The organism is Nonomuraea rhodomycinica (assembly GCF_013363995.1).
Taxonomy (GTDB): Bacteria; Actinomycetota; Actinomycetes; order Streptosporangiales; family Streptosporangiaceae; genus Nonomuraea; species Nonomuraea rhodomycinica.
Window position 1 is genome coordinate 610151 of sequence record NZ_JABWGO010000002.1, and the last position, 17616, is coordinate 627766.

The window sequence follows — 17616 nt, forward strand, 5'->3', positions numbered from 1 at the left end:
TCGCCGCGGTGGTCGTATGAGTCCCGCACGGCCAACCCGATGAGAAAGGCAGTGACGGGACATGAACCAGCACGTCAGCGCGAACCCGATCGGCGTCGAGGGCATCGAGCGGCGACCCGGGGGACGCCGGGCGAGGGTCACGCTCAACGGCGTCCTCTGGACGCTTCAGGTGCTGTTCGGCTTCTTCTTCGCCGGCAGCGGCTTCGGCAAGGTGCTGCTGTACGACGGCGCCCTGTACGCGGCGGCGCCCCGGGCCGTGGCCTGGTACGCCGCGGTGCCGCAGCCCCTCATCGTCTTCATCGGGGTCGCCGAGGTGCTCGGCGGCATCGGCCTGGTCCTGCCGGCGATGACGGGCGTCCGGCCGAAGCTGACGCCGCTCGCCGGCGCCGGCCTGACGCTGACGATGATCCTCGCGGCCGGGTTCCACATCGTGCGCGGCGAGTACGACCTGGTGCCCGCGACTGTCCTGCTGGGCGCCGTCGCGGGGGTCGTCGCGGTGGGACGGTGGAGGCTGCGGCCCGTCGCACCGGCGGCCGTCACCACCTCGGGCGTGCTCAGGTCGGCCGCGGTCCTCGGCGCACTGGCGCTGCTGGTCTTCGCCCCGACGTGGTACACGATGACCAACGTCCACTTCTGACCACCCCGCCGCCTCACCAGAGGCCGGCCGAGCCCCCTGCCCCTCCGAAAGCCCCGCGGCGAGGTCGCCCGGATGTTGGCCGAGGCGGCCCTTCCCAGAAGCCGCCGCCCCTTCCCGGAAGGCCCGCGCCAGGTCGGCGGGAAGTCGGCCGAGCCCGTCCTCCTCCAGGAACGGCTGTCCCTTTCCGGAAGGCCCCGCGCCAGGTCGGCGGGAAGTCGGCCGAGCCCGCCCTTCTCCGGGAACCGCTGTCCCTTCCCGGAAGGCCCCGCGCCAGGTCGGCGGGAAGTCGGCCGAGCCCGCCCTTCTCCGGGAACCGCTGTCCCTTCCCGGAAGGCCCGCGCCAGGTCGGCGGGAAGTCAGGCCGAGCCCGCCCTTCTCCGGGAACCGTTGTCCCCTTCCGGAAGGCCCGCGCCAGGTCGGCGGGAAGTCGGCCGAGCAAGAGGGAGGAGAGATCGGGTTTAATCCTTGGGTGGCATTCGATGTGATCATCACCGGCGGCCGGGTGCTCGACGGCACCGGCGCCCCGCCGTACCGGGCCGACGTGGCCGTCACCGGCGACGAGGTGGCGGCCGTGGGGCGGCTGGACGGCGCGGACGCCGCCACCGTGATCGACGCGACCGGCCGGCTCGTCTCGCCCGGGTTCGTCGACTGCCACGCCCACGGCGACGCCACCGTCCTCGACCAGGACGTGCAGCTCGCCGCGCTGCGGCAGGGCGTGACCACGTTCGTGCTCGGCCAGGACGGCCTCTCCTACGCCCCCGGCTCCGCCGGCACGGTCGCCTACGCCGCCCGCTACTTCGCCGCCGTCAACGGCCCCCTGCCCGGCGTCCTGGGGGACGGGCCGCTGAGCGTGGACAGGCTGCTCGGCGCCTACGACCGCGCCACCGCGCTCAACACCGCGTACCTGCTGCCCCACGGCACCATCCGCTACGACGTCATGGGCCCCTCGCCGCAGGCCCCGTCGCGGGAGGAGCTGGCCGCGATGCTCGACCGCGTCGAGCGCGGCCTGTCGGAGGGCGCCGTCGGCCTGTCCAGCGGGCTCGAATACCTGCCCGGCCGCTACGCCGCCGCCGAGGAGCTGGCCGCGCTGTGCGCGCCGCTCGGCGGCCTGCCGTACGTCACCCACATGCGCGCCTACGGCGCCCGGGCCGGGGTCGGCATGGCCGAGGTGAACGAGATCGCCGAGCGCTCCGGCGCGGCCGTCCACGTCTCCCACCTGCACGGGCCCGCCGACGTGCTGCTGCCGCTCGTGGAGGAGGCGCTGGCCGCGGACGTCGACCTGACCTTCGACACCTACCCGTACCTGCGCGGCAGCACGATCCTCGCCATGGTGGTGCTGCCGCCCGACGTGCCCGCCGCCGAGCCCGGCCGGGCCCTGGAGATGCTCGCCTCCGGCGAGCTCGACGCCTGGTGGCCGGGGCTCGCGCAGACCTGGCCGCGGCTGACCGTCTCGCACGCGCCCGGCCTGGAATGGGCCGAGGGGCTCAGCATGGTCGAGGCGGCCGAGCGGGAGGGCGTGGAGCCGGCCGAGTTCTGCCGCAGGCTGCTCGTCGAGACCCGGCTGGAGGCCGGCTGCGTGTCGGCCCGGCCGGACGAGGGGCCCGAGGGCGAGGAGTCGGTCCGGCGGATGCTGCGCCACCCCGCGCAGACCGGCGGCTCCGACGGCATCTACGTGGGCGGCCATCCGCATCCGCGAGGGTTCGGGGCCTTCGCCCGGTTCCTCGGCACGCACGTGCGCGAGCTCGGCGACTGGACGTGGGAGCAGGCCGCCGTCCACCTGGCCGCGCACCCGGCGCGCCGCTTCGGGCTGGCCGGCCGGGGGCTGCTGCGGGCCGGGTTCGCGGCGGACGTGGTGGTGTTCGACCCCGCCACGGTGGCCGACCGCGCCACCTACGACTCGCCCCGTACGCTCGCGACAGGGGTGGACGACGTGCTGGTGTCCGGCGTGCCGGTGCTGGCGGGCGGCGAGCCGACCGGGGCCACGCCCGGCCGGGCGCTGCGTTCGCGCTGACCCCCGCCCCGACGAGCCCGACGAGCATGAGGAACCGGGAAAGAGGAGACGTCGTGCAGGAAGCCATCGGCCGTTCGCTCTTCGACGGCGGCCTGCCGTTCCCCGTGATGGTCGTGCACCGCCAGGCGCTGGAGCACAACATCGCCACCATGGCCGCGTTCGCCCGCGACCACGGCCTGGAGCTGGCCCCGCACGCCAAGACCCACATGTCGCCCGAGATCGCCGCCCTGCAGCTGGAGGCGGGCGCCTGGGGGCTGACCGTGGCGACGACCCGGCAGGCCATGGCGGCGCGTTCGTTCGGCGCGGCGCGGATCGTCGTGGCCAACGAGTTCGTGGACCCGGCGGGCCTGACCTGGGCCGCCGCCGAGCTGGCCCGCGACCCCGGCTTCGAGCTGCTGAGCTTCGCCGACTCCGCTGCCGGCGTGGACATCCTGGCCAAGCACGCCGGGCCCCGGCCGTTCCGGGTGCTGGTGGAGCTGGGCCACCACGGCGGGCGGGCCGGCTGCCGGTCGCTGGAGGAGCTGCTGGAGATCGTCCGGTACGTCCAGGAGAGCCCGGGGGTGGAGCTGGCCGGCGTCGCCGGCTATGAGGGCGGGCTGCCCGGCGCCGGCGAGGTCCGCGCCTACCTGCGGCTCCTCCAGGACGCCGTCGAGCACCTGCGCCTGCGGCAGCCGATCCTGAGCGTCGGCGGCAGCCAGTGGTTCGACGTGATCGGCCGCGAGCTCGCCGCCACCAAGGCCACCGTGGTGCTGCGCAGCGGCGCCTACGTCACCCACGACGACGGCTACTACCGCGAGCGCACGCCGTTCAACCGCGTGGAGGGCGAGCTGCGGCCCGCCCTGGAGGTCTGGGCGCACGTGCTGTCCACCCCCGAGCCGGGGCTGGCCGTCGTGGGCATGGGCAAGCGCGACGCCCCGTACGACGAGGGGCTGCCCGTCCCGAAGCGCGGCGGCGTCACGGTGATGCGGATGCAGGACCAGCACACCATGGTCCAGGCCGACGGGCTGCGCCCCGGTGACCTGCTCGCGTTCGGCATCTCGCACCCGTGCACCGCGTTCGACAAGTGGCGGGCGCTGCCGGTCGTCGACCGCGACTACCGTATCGTCGGCGAGATCACCACTCTGTTCTGAGGAGCACCCATGAAGAAGGAGCTGCGCAGCACCGAGGGCGCCGCGCCCGTCGGCGCCTACTCCCAGGGTCTGGTCGTCGGCGACTTCGTCTACACCTCCGGCGCGGGCCCGTTGCACCCCGAGACCGGCGAGATCGTCGGCGACGACGTGGCGGCCCAGACCCACCAGACGATGCGCAACCTCGGCGCGATCCTGGCCGCCCACGGGCTCGGCTTCGACGACGTGGTCAAGGCCACGGTCCACCTGCAGCACCTCAAGCGCGACTTCGCCGCCTTCAACGAGGTCTACAAGTCCTACTTCACCCAGCCGTACCCCGTGCGGACCACCGTCGGCTCCGACCTGATGAACATCCTCGTGGAGATCGACTTCGTCGCCCACAAGGGCGCCTAGGCGGAACTTCCGGAAACTGTAAGGTCGGCTCGTGGACAGTTCGGTGTACGTCTTCGTCGAGGATCTGCGCGGTGAAGGCGTCGAGCGGGTGCTCGACAGGATCGGCGGCTACGGCGTCACCGGCGTCACCGTCGGCGCGGTGCACCACGCCTGCCGCGACGTCACCCCGCACGGGCTGTCCAGGCTGACCGTCCGCCACGACGCCGCCCACTTCACGCCGCCGCCCGAGCTGTTCGCCGGGCTGCGGCTCAAGCCGCCCACCGGCCACGCCGGCGCCCTGGACGGGCTGGCCGAGGCGTGCGCGCGGCGCGGGCTGAAGCTGCACGGCTGGACGGTGTTCCTGCGCAACGCGACGCTCGGCGTCCGCCACCCCGACGTGACCGTGCGCGACTGCTTCGGCGACCGCGGCTCGCCCACCGACCTGTGCCCGGCCCATCCCGACGTGCGCGACTACGCCGTGGCGCTGGCCCGCTCCGTCGCCCGGCTCGGCGTGGACAGCGTGGTGGCCGAGGCGCTGCACTTCAACCCCCAGCAGGCGGAGCGCTCGTTCGTGCCGCTCGGGCCGATGGACACGTACCTGTTCGGGCTCTGCTTCTGCGACTACTGCATGCGCCGCGCCACCGACCTCGGCGTCAACGCCGAGGCGGCGCGCGAGGAGTGCGCCGGCATCGTCGGGCGCGTCCTCGACGGCGAGCCGCCCGCGCAGGGCGAGGTCACCCGGGCCGCGCTGACCGCCTACGCCGGCCCCGAGGTCGTGGCCTACGCCCGGGCCCGGTCGGAGACCGTGACGACGCTGGTGTCCGAGGTCGCCTCGGCCGTCGCCGCCGAGGGGGCGCGGCTGGTCTTCGTCGACTCCACCGGCGCGGTCAAGGGGTACACCGACGGGCTGCCCACCCCCGGCCTCGCCGCGCACGACGCCTGGCAGCTCGGCGTCGACCTGGTGGCGCTCGGCGACCTCGTGCCGGCGTTCGGGGTGCTCGCCTACGCCCGCGACGCGGCCCGGGTGGCCGACGACGTGGGCGCCTACCTGCGCTCGGTCGGCAAGGACCGCGAGGTGCGGGCGGTGCTGCGGCCCGGTCACCCCGACAGCGACTCCGCCGACCGGCTCGTGGCCAAGGCCCGCGGGGCCAAGGCGGCGGGGGCGGCGGCGGTCGACTTCTACGCGTACGGGCTGGCGCCCCACCCGGTCCTGGACCGCATCCCGGCCGCCCTGGCGGAGGCGCAGTAGCCATCCGCCGCCCCGGGCGTTTGCGAGCGAACCTGTCGGGTCGCGCGTGAGGCGGCGACCCCGTCCGGAGCCCTACCGGCCCGCGTGTGAGGCGGTGACCCCGTCCAGGACCGCCGAGACCGCCTCCTCCGCGAACCCGCCGGTCACCGGCTGCCCCCGGAACACCGCCCGCACCCACACCGCCCCGGCCAGCAGGTCCACGATCAGCATCGGGTCGGCCGCCCCGCCGAGCTCGCCCCGCCGTACCGCCCGCTCGAACACCGCCCGCTCCCGCGCGAACCGGTCGGCGAAGAAGCGCCGCCCGTCCAGCTCCGGATGCCGTACGGCGGCGCCCAGCGCGGCGAGCGCGATGTCGCGCGCCGGAGGCCGCGTCAGCAGGCCCGCCATGGCCTCGACCAGCGCCACCAGGTCGCCGCGCAGGCTGCCCGTGTCGGGCGGCTCGAACCCCAGCACGTCCGCCTCCACCAGCGCCGCCCCGAGCAGCGCCGCCTTCGACGGCCACCAGCGGTAGATCGTCGTCTTGTTCACGCCGGACCGCTCGGCCACGCCCTCGACCGTCAGCCCGTCGTAGCCCCGCTCGGCGACCAGCCGCAGCGTCGCGTCGAAGATCTCCTGCTGCTTCCTGGGCGCCATGCCGTCATTTTCTCCCGGTGAACGCCGTGACCACGCCCATCCCCAGGTAGACCACGCCGCTGACGTACCGCAGGGTGCGGGCCCGGCGGGCCAGCCGGGCGCCGAGCGCGCCGGCCGTCAGCGCGTACACGATGTCCGACAGCAGGCCGAACGCCAGCAGCGTCACCCCGAGCACCACGATCTGCAGCGCCGGCGAGCCCGCGCGCTGGTCCACGAACTGCGGCAGCAGCGCCAGGAAGAACAGCGTGACCTTGGGGTTGAGCACGTTGACCACTACCCCTTCGAGGAACACCTTGGGCAGCGGCTGCGGGCGCAGCGCCCGGCCGGCCGCCTCCTCCTTCGAGGTGAGCGCGCGGACGCCGAGGTAGACCAGGTACGCGACGCCGGCCCACTTCACGATGCCGAACAGCGTCGCCGACTTCGTGATCAAGTACGACAGACCGGCCGCCGCGGCGGCGATGTGCACGAGCGTGCCGGTCTCCACGCCGAACGCGCTGGCCAGGGCCGCGCCCCTGCCCTGGGCGAGGCCGCGGGCGGCGATGTAGAGGTGGTTGGGGCCGGGGATGACCACGAGGGCCAGGCAGGCACCGGCGAAGAACACGTATGTCGACCAACTGATCACGAAATATCAGCGTAGAGATGGCCCTTTTCCGTTATGAAGACCAATGACGGGCGGCAGGAACGGGCCAATGGGTTGTCGGCGGGTCGTGGCATAGTTGCTCCACGTGAAGGGTCTCCTGGTGGGTCGCCGCGCCGAGCTGACGCGGCTCGTCGGCGTGCTGCAGTCCGCCGCGACCGGCACCGCCGGCGTCGCGCTGGTCGGCGGCGACGCGGGCATCGGCAAGACGCGCCTGGTGACCGAGCTGGTGGCCGAGGCGCGCGAGCGCGGCTTCCACGTGCTGTCCGGGCAGTGCGCCGAGCTCGGCGACGCCCTGCCGTACCTCCCGCTCGCCGACGCCCTGCGCGGCGCCGAGCCCGCGGTGCGCGAGGCCGCCGCCGCCCACCCCCTGCTCGGCCAGTTGCTGCCCGGCGTCGAGAGCGCCCCGTCGGCCGGCCTGACGCAGCAGCGGCTGTTCGGGTCGCTGCTGGGGCTGCTGGCCGGCATCCAGCCCGTGCTGTTCGTCATCGAGGACCTGCACTGGGCCGACCGCTCCACCCGCGACCTGCTGGTGTTCCTCAGCCGCATGGTGCAGACCGAGCGGGTCTGCGTGGTCGGCACCTACCGCACCGACGACCTCCACCGGCGCCACCCGCTGCGGTCCGTGCTGGCCGAGCTCAAGCGGCTGCCCACGGTGACGGCGGTCGAGCTCGGGCCGCTCGACACGGGCGCCATGTCCGACTACGTCACCACCATGGGCCGGGTCGACGCGCAGGAGCTCGGCATGATCGTCACCCGCGCCGACGGCAACCCGTTCTACGCCGAGGAGCTCTTCGCCGCCATGTCCGAGGGCGACAGCCTGCCCGATGGCCTGGCCAGTCTGCTCATGTCGCGGGTCGAGGTGCTGTCCGAGCCGGGCCAGAGAGTGCTGCGTGCCGCCGCCGTGGCCGGGCGGCGGGTCGAGGACGAGCTGCTGCGCGAGGTCTCCGGGCTGCCGCTCGCCGACTTCGAGGAGGCCGTGCGCGAGATCGTCTCGCGCGGGCTGCTCCGCGTCGACGGCTACGGCTACGCCTTCCGCCACGCCCTCCTCCAGGAGGCCGTCTACACCGACCTGCTGCCGGGCGAGCGCACCCGGCTGCACACCGCGTTCGCGCGGCTGCTCACCTCGCCCGCCGAGCTGGCCCACCACCACCTGGCCGGCCACGACCTGGCCGGAGCCCTGGCCGCCTCCGCCGAGGCCGGCCGGCTGGCCGAGCGGGTCGGCGCGCCGGCCGAGGCGCACCAGCACTACGACCAGGCCCTGTCCCTCTGGGAACGGGTGCCCGACGCCGAGGCGCTGGCCGGCGAGAGCCGGGTGTCGCTGGCCTTCCGCAGCGCCGTCATGGCCGCCGACAGCGGCGACAACCACCGGGCCGTCGCCCAGCTCCGCGCCCTGCCGCCCACCTCCGAGGTCTGCGAGCGGCTGGCCTACTACCTGTTCGAGATGGACGACCAGGACGGCGCCATCGCCGCGGCCGAGCAGGCCGTCGCCATGGCCCCCGACGACGCCTGCCGGGCCCGCGCCCTGGCCACCCTCGCCCGCACGCTCACCTGGGGCTCCCGCCACGCCGAGAGCCAGGGGCTCGCGCTGCGCGCCATGGAGGTCGCCCGCGCCGCCGGGGCGCGCGACGCGGAGGTCAGCGCGCTGCTCACGCTCGCCCTGCACGCCGAGCTCCAGGGCGACATCGACAAGGCCCACGACCTCGTCACCGTCGCCTCCTCCGAGGGCACCGGCGACCTCGCCATGGACCTGCGCGCCCGCTTCCACCACGCCCGCATCCACTACGAGACCGGCTACCTCGCCTACGCGGCCACGGCCGCCGACGAGGGCATCCGGGTGGCGTCCGAGACGGGCCTCACCTGGAGCACCTACGGCACCGACATGCGGTTCCTGCGCTTCCTCATCCACTACGTCGCGGGGGAGTGGGACCAGGCCGAGACCATGGCCGCCTCCTTCGGCTCCCGGGTCGGCACGGCGCCGGAGGCGACCCTGTCGTCGTTCGCGCTGTTCCTGGAGGTGGCGCGCGGGCTGCCGGCCGTGGAGAGCAGGCTCGGGTGGCTGCGGCCGTTCTGGTCCGACGGGCTCGTCGCGTACATCGCGCGCGGGCTCGCCGCCGAGCACGCGCTCTGGCAGGGCGACCCCGGGCTCGCCCTCACCCACGTACGCGCCCTGCTCGACATGCTCCAGCCCGGCGACCCCGCCGTCCTGCGCATCGCCGCCATCGGCCTGTGGGCGCTCGGCGACCTCGGCGTCGTCGAGGACGCCGACGAGATGGTCGAGCAGGCCCGCTTCGCCGTCACCTCCGGCCCGGTCGGCCAGCGCGGCCCCATGGGCCTGGAGGGGCGCGCGTGGGCGTTGCGCGCCGAGGCCGAGTGGCACCGCGTGCACGGCCGGCTCGACCCGGAGCTGTGGCGGCGGGTGGTGGAGGCGTTCGACTACGGCTTCGTCTACGAGACGGCCCGCGCCCGCTGGCGCCTGGCCGAGGCGCTGCTCGCCGCCGGTGACCGGGACGCCGCCCAGACGGAGTGGGCGCTGGCCCACGAGGCCGCCACCACGCTCGGCGCCGCCCCCCTGTCACGTGCGCTGGCCGACTTCGGCAAGAGGGCCCGCCTCACCGCGGCCAACGGGGCCCGGCCGGCGGCCCCGGAGTCGTTCAACGGCGGGCTGACGGCCCGGGAGCTGGAAGTGCTCGCACTCGTCGCCGAGGGCCTCACGAACAGGGAGATCGCCGAGCGGCTGTTCATCGCCCAGAAGACGGTGAGCGTCCACGTCTCCAACATCCTGGGCAAGCTCGACGTCTCCACCCGCACCCAGGCGGCCGCCACGGCCCGCACCCACGGCCTGCTGAGCTAGCCTCCGGCCCGCGGCCGGCCGACCGACCACAGGCCGGCAGCCCGTACGGCTCGCTGTGTGGGCCGGTTCAGCTCCTGGCCAGGGCCGCGAGGTCGCGCACCACCTGGATCAGCTCGGCGGGGTCGAACGGCTTGGTGAGGTAGGCGTCCACCCCGATGTTCATGCCGCGCCGCTTGTCGTCGTCCTGCGCCCGCGCGGTGATGAGCACCACCTTGATGTGGCTGGTCGCCTCGTCCGCCCGCAACCGCTCAGCCGTCACCCACCCGTCGAGGTACGGCATCATCACGTCCAGCGTGATCACGTCGGGCATGACGTCGTGCACCCGCTCCAGGCAGTCCTGCCCATCGGTGGCGGTCGACACCTCGAACCCCTCCAGGCTCAGGTTGACCGCGATGAGCTGACGGATGACCTCGTCGTCGTCGACGACCAGCACTCTCCCAAGAACCTCACCCACGGCGGCAAAGCTACTCGTAGTGGCGCCGTCACGTGCGGTTTTCCAGCGATGTGTGATCGGAGGTTTATCGTGGTGCGGAGTGGTCCCCGAATACTGGTAGCCTTGTCACACGTTCGGCCCCCTTAGCTCAGGGGATAGAGCACCGGCCTCCGGAGCCGGGTGCGCAGGTTCGAATCCTGCAGGGGGCACACGATCTTGATCAGCGGTTCCGGCCGCTGACCAGGGCGAACGACACAAGAACGGGCGGGCCTTCAGTCTCATGGAGACCCGCCCGTTCTCGTTGGCGCTCACTGCTCGTGGACCAGTTGTGGACCACGAGAGCTCCGTCCAAGCATTGAACGACGAGGCGCCACTTCATCTCCCCGGCGTCCGATCGAGATCGGCGTGAGTCAGCAGGTCAGCCGTATCAACCAGATGCATTGAACAGTCGGCGAGGCCGATCGCCCAAGCGAGGTAAGGCAGAGCGAACAGCCCCTCGTTGCGATCCTCGGTCGCCTCGGAGGGCGACCGCCACATGATCGAGCGGAGTGGTGCGGGGATGCTGCCGTGGTTGCGATCCTCGGTCGCCCCGGAGGGCGACCGCCACACGGCGACACCGACCTGTCGTGGGACACCTGGCCGTTGCGATCCTCGGTCGCCCCGGAGGGCGACCGCCACTCACTGCGGTCAGTACGAGCACGGCCGCGGCCATGAGGTTGCGATCCTCGGTCGCCCCGGAGGGCGACCGCCACCTTGCGGAACCCGGCCGCGAACCCCGACGACTCGGTGTTGCGATCCTCGGTCGCCCCGGAGGGCGACCGCCACCTGCGTCCTAAGCGTCCGGAAGTCAAGCGCTACACGCTGTTGCGATCCTCGGTCGCCCCGGAGGGCGACCGCCACCAGGTATGCCGGGCCAGACGACCCCCTGAACGGAGTTGCGATCCTCGGTCGCCCCGGAGGGCGACCGCCACGCATCTGAGTAGGCAATATGCTCCCTCGACACCGACAGGACGACTTGCGAATTCACGCATTAAGGAACATCGCGGGCGATAACTCCTTGGGAACCTACCGCGTGTCGCGTGAGCACTCCAGGTTCCGAAGCACGGGCACGGCAAGCACAACAAGCGTAAGGCTATGCCGGGAGTGCGCCCGGATCGAGCAGCTCCCTAGGGATCTTGATCATGATTTGTATGCGGACGTAGGTCGTCTGGCTGAGACGGCCACCCTGTCCGAGATAAAGCGATCGATGTTGTTGAGCGCCGATTTGGTGGAACCCCGCGAAAACTGTCGGTGGCATCTCCTAAAGTTCAGCTCTCGCAGGGATCCTCCGATCAAGGGGTGTGCGTGGTCGACCGCTTGTGGGCGCATAGTGCCCGGGACGGCGACAGGCTTCGCCATGGTCTCGCCGACCATTTGCGCGGAACATCGTGGCGCGCAAGCGCCTTCGGCGAGGTCTTCGGCGCGGGCCCGCTCGCTGCTCATTGCGGTCTGTTGCACGATGTAGGGAAAGGCTCCTGCCAGTGGCAGCGCGGCCCGATCAATGCGGAGCGCCTGGGTGGCCGGGTGGGCATCCCGCACAAGCATGCGGGTACTTGGCTGCTGGACCAGCACGGCCTGGGCATCATGTCCGCCGTGGTGTTCGGTCATCACGGAGGGCTGCCGGACGCGACGCGACTCAAGAAGGAGCTGCGCTTCGCGGACACCGATCCGCTGGTCGCCGAGGCAATTCGGCGGGTCGGAGAAGCCGTTCCGGAGATTCATCCATCGGAACCGATCGCACCACCCACCTGGCTGACCGAGGCAGCGGATGCTGACCCTTATGCCTTGGATCTCCTGGTTCGCATGGTCTACAGCACCGTGGTTGATGCGGACTTTTTGGACACCGAGCAGCATTTCGCTGGCGTCGCGCGCCCCTTTCATCCGGTTTCTGCCGCTGATCTGGCTGAGCGTTTCGAGCAGGGACGCCAAAATCTGCTCGAAAACAAACCGAAATCGCCAATTGACGGGTTGCGTCAAGAGGTCTACCGCCAGTGCGTGGAGGCTGCCCAGGGACCGCGGGGTATTTATCGCATTCCGGCGCCCACTGGCTCGGGGAAGACGTTCGCGGCGGGCGGCTTCTCTCTGGAGCACGCTCGGGTGCACGGCATGAAACGCGTCGTCGTTGCCGTGCCGTTCATGTCGATCACGGAGCAGAACGCCTCGGTCTATCGCGATCTCTTGGACGCCGAGGGCGAGCATCCGGTGGTGCTGGAGCACCACAGCGGCATCGATCTGGACGACGGAAGGGCAGGCAGGAGGTGGCAGCGGCTGGCCGCGGAGAACTGGGACGCCCCCTTCGTGGTGACGACCACCATCCGGCTGTTCGAGTCGCTGTTCTCGCACAAGCCCGCGGCGATGCGCCGCATGCACCGACTGGCCGGTTCGGTGATCGTCCTGGACGAGGTGCAGGCGCTGCCGGACCGCTTGTTGAGCCCCATCATGTCCGCCCTGCGCAGCCTCACCCAGTGGTTCGGTGCGACGGTGGTACTGGCCTCAGCCACTCAACCCCCCTTCGAACTGCTCAGTCCCTTGCATGGCACGCGCATCAGGGATGTCATCGTCGACCCGAAACCGCTGTACAAGGCTCTGAGCCGAGTGCGGTACCGGTGGCTCCTGGATCCGAAGCCGACCATGGCGCAGATCGCCGAGCAGGCCGCGGCGGAGCCTCAGGTCCTCGTGGTGGTCAACACCACCAGGGACGCCGCCCGGATGCATGAGCTCGTGGAGGAGCATCGGCCGGCGCTGCACCTGTCCACACGGATGGCAGCCGCGCACCGGCGCGCCGCCTGCTGCGCCTTGCCGGTGCTGATCGGCTCCGGGCTGCTCACCGAGGCCGGTGCTGCCGTGGCCGAGCAGGCGCTGCTGGCAGTGGCGGGGCTGCTGCTGGCGGCCGCCGCGGGCATGTGGTGGCTGCACCGCCGCCGTACAGCACGCGCGGACGCGACGGCCGGGAGTTGCGGCTGCCGTACCGGCGGGGTGGCTGCGGATGCTGAGTGTGCGCCACGTGGGTCCGGCTTTCGCGGCATCCCGGCGTCGAATCGGTCGGCCCAGTCCGGCTTCGGCCGAGCGACCTGACGCCGCAGCACCGCCACCTCATGTCGCAGCACCATGATCTCAGTATTCTTGGACGCTTGGCCACGCCCCAGGAGCACCAGCCAGCCGAACGCCCGGACCATGAGCAGGTAGGGGGGACGGAGAGACGCAAGGAGCTATCTTTCCTGAGCCGCCGTCTCAGGTCGATCCACAGGTCAAGCGCCCTGCGATGACTTCTGAAGCGGTACACGGTTCCCGATGGCGACCTGGATCCACGGTGGGATTCAGGCCGAGCCCGACGACTCCGTCCCCTACCTGGAGCGGCAGGCGAGGCAGACCTTCACGATCGCGCTCACCGCGTTCCTGGACGGCGTCGAGGCCGCTCTGGTCAGGCGCTGAACGTCTTGGAGCCGAGCAGTTCCTCCCGCGACCAGGTGAGCACGCCGGTGCGCAGGTCCTCGATGACCGTGCGCAGCCACCGCTCCTCGGCCGCGGCGACAGCGTGCAGGTATTCGGTCTCGAGCATGACCGCCCGGGGCACATCGTGGGCGGCCAGGTCGGCCTCTAGCTCTGCCCGGGTCTGAGCCACCCGGCCGGCACGTCGTTCGAGCGCCTGGAGCGCCTCCTGCGGGGTGGCCACCGGCAGGTGCGACAGGGCCGCGGGGAACTGCGGGTATTCCTGCTTGGGCTCGGCCAGCATCTCGTCCAGCCACTGGCGGGCGACTTGACGGCCGCGATCGGTGAGCTCGTAGACGGTCCGCTCGGGATAGGACTGGTCGCGGCCTGTCTCCCGGACGGCGATCAGGCCCCCTGCGCACAGGCGGTCGATGGTCCGGTAGAGGCTCGCGCGCTGGCTCACGTTGACGACCTGGTCCTTGCCCCACTGCTTGATCAGGCGCTGCATGCCGTACGGATGCAGCGGCTCGTAGTGGAGCAATGCCAGCACGGTCAGGGCGAGCGGGGTCGGCGAGGTGGTCATGCCGCACATAGTAGCTTTGAATGAACTAGTTGACATAGAACTAGTTTCAGTGAAACTATCTCAATGTCGCACGAAACTGAGGAGCAGGCATGAGCAAGGTCAAGACAGCACTGGTGATCGGCGGCGGCATCGCCGGACCGGTGACGGCATTGGCGCTGGCCAAGGCGGGCATCCAGGCGACCGTCTACGAGGCGCACCCGCAGGCCGCCGACGGGGTCGGCGCCATCCTGAGCCTGGCGCCCAACGGGCTGGACGCGCTGAAGATCATTGAGGCGGACAAGGCGGTCCAGGCCGTCGGTCAGCCCGTCCCCGCTGTGGTGATGGCCGACGGTGGCGGCAAGCAGCTCGCCCAGTTCGGCGGTTTCCCCGGTCTGCCCGCCAGTGTGGCGATGCCGCGCGCGGAGCTGTTCCGAGCGCTGGCCGACCACGCGCTGGCCGGGGGCGTGCCGATCGAGTACGGCAAGCGCCTCGTCGGCGCCGAAGAGACCCCCGACGGAGTGACCGCCACCTTCTCCGACGGCACCACCGCCACCGCCGACGTGCTGATCGGCGCTGACGGCATCCGTTCCACCGTCCGCACCCTGATCGACTCCGACGCTCCCGGCCCCGAATACGGAGGCGTCCTCAGCTTCGGTGGTTTCAGCTCCGGCAGCGGCCTGCGAGCCGAGCAGGGCACCATGTACTTCGCCTTCGGCCGCACCTTCATCGGCTACTGGCAGTACACCGACGGCCGCATCTGCTGGTTCGCCGGCCTCCCCCAGGCCGAGCCCCTCACCTCCGCCGAGGTCCACGGCGTCCCGGCCGCCGACTGGCTGGCGCGACTGCGCGACCTGTACGCCGGTCACGTGCCCGGCGAGACCCTGCTGGCCCACACCGACCCGCAGGACATGATGATCGTCGGCCCGATGGAGCGCATGCCGTCGGTGCCGCACTGGCACCGCGGCCGCATGGTGCTGGTGGGCGATTCGGCCCACGCCCCGTCTTCCAGTTCCGGGCAGGGCGCCTCCCAGGCCATCGAGAGCGCCGTTGAACTGGCCCGCTGCCTGCGTGACCTGCCCACTCCCGCCGCCGCGTTCACCGCATACGAGAACCTGCGCCGGGCCCGGGTGGAAATGATCAGCGGCGGTGCAGCCGCCACGAACAAGGCCAAGTCCGGCCAGGCCGGGGACAAGCCCGCCATGCCCACGCCCGAGCAGATGTTCGGCCCCGTCCACCGCCACCACATCGACTGGCAGGAGACCGTCTCGGGCGAGTGACCCTCATGTGGGCGTGGCGAACACCTGCCACGCCCCTCCACGCTTGGCACGGGCGGCTGTCCGTAAAAGCCGTTGCAGAAGGTCGTGAGTGGGCAGGTCAGGACAGGTCTGCGGCTGTCGTGGTCATGCCGACAGGGCGAGGTTGTGCATGTGGGCGACGGCCTGGACGGCGTGATGGAGACCGGTGCCTCTCTGCCGGCAGTCGCGCAGGATCTTGTAGTTCTTCATGCGGGCGAAGACATGCTCGACGCGGGCGCGGATGCGTCGGTGTTCTGCGTTGTCTTCTTCCTGTACCCGCAGCAAGGGCCTGCCTGCTCGTCGGCGGTGCGGCACGATCAGGCCGGTATTGAAGTAAGCGCCGTCGGCCATCACGCTGACGCCGTCGCAGTGGGCTGCCAGCCCTGAAGCCCGCCAGGCGTGAGCGTCGGCCTTGTTTCCCGCTACCGGTTGGCCGGTCGCCACGACCAGGCGCGTGTCAGGATCGATGATGACCTGCACGTTAGCGGAGAAGCGGTAGTTGCGGCTGGATGCGCCGACAGCGCGGTCGCGTACGGGGATGAGGGTGCCATCCACGATCCACAGCGGGTCAGTGGCATCGGCCGGCCTGGGCGCGGGCTGCAGAGCGAGCAGAGGGCCAAGACGTTGAATGATGCGGCAGACGGTGGCCGGGGAGATTCCGAATAGTGGCGCGAGCTGCCGCATGGTGAGGTTGGTGCGGTAATAGACGGCCACCAGTAGCACCCGATCGGCCAAGGGCAGGCACCATGGCCGGCCACCACCGGGACCGTTGCCGCCCCGCTCACGCACCACCTTCACCAGCCGTTCGAACCGGCCCATCCCCAGGCCGGTGAAGGTCACGCGCCGTTTCCGGCCGCGGACGTGATCTCGTGAGCGCGCCTTCTCGCCGTCACAGCCGCTCGTATCGCCTGGATACGCCGTACCACCACAGTGTCCGTACTGCTCGTGGCAGGAATCGCGGCGGTCGTCTCCTTCCGCCACATGCGCCATCTGGCGCTCCAGCATGGCGAGGATCTGCTGGCTGCGACACCGATCCCCTTGGCGGTGGACGGCACGATCGTGGCCGCGTCGATGTCGTTGCTCCTTGCGAGCCGATATGGCTCACGCGGCGGATTCCTGCCGTGGGCGCTGCTCATTCTCAGCAGTCTGGCCAGCTTGGGCGCCAACATCGCCGTCGCCGAGCCCACGTTGATCGGCCGGGTGATCGCCGGCTGGCCCAGCTTGGCCTTGATCGGCGCGTACGAAGATGCTGATGAGCCAGATCAGGTCCTCTGCCCAGCGTTGCTCACCTCCTGAGGGTGAAGCCGAGGTGGACGAGGATGGCGCCCATAGCGAAGAAGATCAGTCTGCGGAGACTGATCTGGATGGGAATCGAGCCCTACAACGAGCCGCTTGGCGATGGGCGCTGGCGAAGCAGGAGGGTGAGGGGCGGTTGCCGAGCGGTGGCACGATCGGCGCGCAATTCCAGCGGTCGCCGCGTTGGGGGCGTCTGGTCAAAAGGGCCGGGAGGGCTGGTGAGTTCGAAGCGGCGGAGAAGACACATGCCGCCGGCTCAGTTGGCTCTTGCTGGCCACGGCAGGTCTCCTGATGGCGCAGGTGGGGCATTGGGACCGTGCGTCGGCAATGTCTCTCGCTAAAGGTGGCAAGGCCTCGCCGTCTCCACGGCATCGTGGGAAGAGGTCTCCCGCCGCGTTGCGGACGGCAGCCTCGCCAGCTTGCAGCGCGCGGGCGAAGCGTGGCGTGACTGTTGACGGCGGGCCACCACTGAGCCGGATCACGCTGCTCTACGAAGACCACAACCTCTTTTCCTTCCGCGTTGGTCGGTGTCGTGCCGCCGGCATCGCAGCGGGGCCGAGAGAGTTGGACGGGCACGGTCTCGACGAGCACACTGGCGTGATGCCCCTCGTGTACAAGAGCTCGCGCGGCTAGCTGGCTGATCGGCAGTGGTGTTCGGATGCCCTGGCACAGGCCGACTTTCCGCTCACACAGGTCACGGTGGACACCAGCGCAGGCGCGTGGCGCTCGTGTCGGCCGGAAGCCGGAAGCCGGAAGCCACAGATCGTCGTGGTGCCGGGCACCGCCTTCAACGCGGCGGTGGATATGCCGTGGTTGCGGGCGCTGTCGGCGCGCTGGGCGACCACGTGGTGGATCTGCCCGGTCAGCCTGGACTCAGCACCCGCACCGGTCGCGGCGGGCACGCTGGCCTGGTACGGGCGGGTGCTGGGCTTCGTCTCATGTGACGCAGGGAACGCCGTGCACCTCCGGGCATGTGGAGCAGCGGCCGGCGGAGGTGACGCCCCGCCCGCCGTCGTCGCGGCGGACGTAGATGGTGTGCTCG

The 17616-nt window shown here is 71.3% G+C and carries 15 protein-coding genes, 1 tRNA gene and 1 CRISPR repeat array; of the genes, 11 read left to right on the forward strand and 5 right to left on the reverse strand.

The features are described from left to right. Window positions 1-61 precede the first annotated feature (61 nt). The 5 genes from HT134_RS13810 (at window position 62) to HT134_RS13830 (ending at window position 5396) form a co-directional block, all read left to right on the forward strand. The gene (locus tag HT134_RS13810; RefSeq protein ID WP_175600741.1) at window positions 62-637 is read left to right on the forward strand and encodes a DoxX family protein; all 576 of its coding nucleotides are present in this window, start codon (window positions 62-64) and stop codon (window positions 635-637) included. A gap of 469 nt (window positions 638-1106) precedes the next feature. Then, window positions 1107-2648: an N-acyl-D-amino-acid deacylase family protein gene (locus tag HT134_RS13815; protein ID WP_175600742.1), complete on the forward strand. Its 1542-nt coding sequence runs from the start codon at window positions 1107-1109 to the stop codon at window positions 2646-2648. A gap of 53 nt (window positions 2649-2701) precedes the next feature. Further along, entirely contained in the window at window positions 2702-3778 is a 1077-nt protein-coding gene (locus tag HT134_RS13820) for an alanine racemase (RefSeq protein WP_312888115.1), read from the forward strand. A gap of 9 nt (window positions 3779-3787) precedes the next feature. Beyond that, window positions 3788-4168, forward strand: a complete 381-nt coding sequence (locus HT134_RS13825; protein WP_175600744.1) for a RidA family protein — start codon at window positions 3788-3790, stop codon at window positions 4166-4168. 31 nt (window positions 4169-4199) lie between these two features. Continuing rightward, complete coding sequence (locus tag HT134_RS13830) at window positions 4200-5396, forward strand: hypothetical protein (protein WP_175600745.1); 1197 nt, start codon at window positions 4200-4202, stop codon at window positions 5394-5396. Window positions 5397-5468: 72 nt separating this feature from the next. Here HT134_RS13830 and HT134_RS13835 read toward each other — a convergent pair whose 3' ends face one another. Together HT134_RS13835 and HT134_RS13840 are read right to left on the reverse strand one after the other, a co-directional pair. After that, on the reverse strand, window positions 5469-6029 hold the full coding sequence (locus HT134_RS13835) for a TetR/AcrR family transcriptional regulator (protein ID WP_175600746.1): 561 nt from the start codon (window positions 6027-6029) through the stop codon (window positions 5469-5471). Window positions 6030-6033: 4 nt separating this feature from the next. After that, on the reverse strand, window positions 6034-6651 hold the full coding sequence (locus tag HT134_RS13840) for a LysE family translocator (protein ID WP_175600747.1): 618 nt from the start codon (window positions 6649-6651) through the stop codon (window positions 6034-6036). Window positions 6652-6754: 103 nt separating this feature from the next. Between HT134_RS13840 and HT134_RS46910 the strand changes: the two genes are divergently transcribed. Next, window positions 6755-9520: a helix-turn-helix transcriptional regulator gene (locus tag HT134_RS46910; RefSeq protein ID WP_175600748.1), complete on the forward strand. Its 2766-nt coding sequence runs from the start codon at window positions 6755-6757 to the stop codon at window positions 9518-9520. 67 nt (window positions 9521-9587) lie between these two features. Here HT134_RS46910 and HT134_RS13850 read toward each other — a convergent pair whose 3' ends face one another. Continuing rightward, entirely contained in the window at window positions 9588-9974 is a 387-nt protein-coding gene (locus HT134_RS13850) for a response regulator transcription factor (RefSeq protein ID WP_312888116.1), read from the reverse strand. 116 nt (window positions 9975-10090) lie between these two features. Here HT134_RS13850 and HT134_RS13855 point away from each other — a divergent pair. From HT134_RS13855 to HT134_RS13865, 3 genes are all read left to right on the forward strand, one after another. Continuing rightward, window positions 10091-10162 (forward strand) — tRNA-Arg (locus HT134_RS13855). A 289-nt stretch (window positions 10163-10451) separates the two neighbouring features. After that, window positions 10452-10924: a CRISPR direct-repeat array (repeat unit 37 nt; unit sequence GTTGCGATCCTCGGTCGCCCCGGAGGGCGACCGCCAC). Window positions 10925-11297: 373 nt separating this feature from the next. After that, window positions 11298-13067 carry a CRISPR-associated endonuclease Cas3'' gene (locus HT134_RS13860; protein ID WP_312888117.1) on the forward strand — a complete coding sequence of 590 codons (1770 nt, stop codon included), beginning with the start codon at window positions 11298-11300 and terminating at the stop codon, window positions 13065-13067. 216 nt (window positions 13068-13283) lie between these two features. Then, window positions 13284-13424 (forward strand): hypothetical protein, encoded by a 141-nt coding sequence (locus HT134_RS13865; RefSeq protein ID WP_175600749.1) that lies wholly within the window; start codon window positions 13284-13286, stop codon window positions 13422-13424. Here HT134_RS13865 and HT134_RS13870 read toward each other — a convergent pair. Then, complete coding sequence (locus tag HT134_RS13870) at window positions 13414-14004, reverse strand: PadR family transcriptional regulator (protein ID WP_175600750.1); 591 nt, start codon at window positions 14002-14004, stop codon at window positions 13414-13416. The two genes, HT134_RS13865 and HT134_RS13870, sit on opposite strands and share 11 nt — an antisense overlap. An 89-nt stretch (window positions 14005-14093) precedes the next feature. On the opposite strand from HT134_RS13870, the gene HT134_RS13875 reads away from it, so the two are divergent. Then, the gene (locus HT134_RS13875) at window positions 14094-15260 is read left to right on the forward strand and encodes an FAD-dependent monooxygenase (protein WP_175600751.1); all 1167 of its coding nucleotides are present in this window, start codon (window positions 14094-14096) and stop codon (window positions 15258-15260) included. A 123-nt stretch (window positions 15261-15383) separates the two neighbouring features. Here HT134_RS13875 and HT134_RS13880 read toward each other — a convergent pair whose 3' ends face one another. Next, window positions 15384-16097, reverse strand: coding sequence for a transposase family protein (locus HT134_RS13880; protein WP_175601118.1), 714 nt, complete (start codon window positions 16095-16097; stop codon window positions 15384-15386). Window positions 16098-16259: 162 nt separating this feature from the next. Between HT134_RS13880 and HT134_RS13885 the strand changes: the two genes are divergently transcribed. Continuing rightward, the gene (locus HT134_RS13885; protein ID WP_246364385.1) at window positions 16260-16574 is read left to right on the forward strand and encodes a DUF2637 domain-containing protein; all 315 of its coding nucleotides are present in this window, start codon (window positions 16260-16262) and stop codon (window positions 16572-16574) included. Window positions 16575-17616 lie beyond the last annotated feature (1042 nt).

What these genes read in the sequence shown, in the direction of transcription:
- HT134_RS13835 (WP_175600746.1), bottom strand. Translation starts at nt 6,029, where the DNA reads ATGGCGCCCAGGAAGCAGCAGGAGATCTTCGACGCGACGCTGCGGCTG.
- HT134_RS13865 (WP_175600749.1), top strand. Translation starts at nt 13,284, where the DNA reads ATGGCGACCTGGATCCACGGTGGGATTCAGGCCGAGCCCGACGACTCC.
- HT134_RS13880 (WP_175601118.1), bottom strand. Translation starts at nt 16,097, where the DNA reads ATGGGCCGGTTCGAACGGCTGGTGAAGGTGGTGCGTGAGCGGGGCGGC.
- HT134_RS13885 (WP_246364385.1), top strand. Translation starts at nt 16,260, where the DNA reads ATGCGCCATCTGGCGCTCCAGCATGGCGAGGATCTGCTGGCTGCGACA.
- HT134_RS13810 (WP_175600741.1), top strand. Translation starts at nt 62, where the DNA reads ATGAACCAGCACGTCAGCGCGAACCCGATCGGCGTCGAGGGCATCGAG.
- HT134_RS13825 (WP_175600744.1), top strand. Translation starts at nt 3,788, where the DNA reads ATGAAGAAGGAGCTGCGCAGCACCGAGGGCGCCGCGCCCGTCGGCGCC.
- HT134_RS13870 (WP_175600750.1), bottom strand. Translation starts at nt 14,004, where the DNA reads ATGACCACCTCGCCGACCCCGCTCGCCCTGACCGTGCTGGCATTGCTC.
- HT134_RS13875 (WP_175600751.1), top strand. Translation starts at nt 14,094, where the DNA reads ATGAGCAAGGTCAAGACAGCACTGGTGATCGGCGGCGGCATCGCCGGA.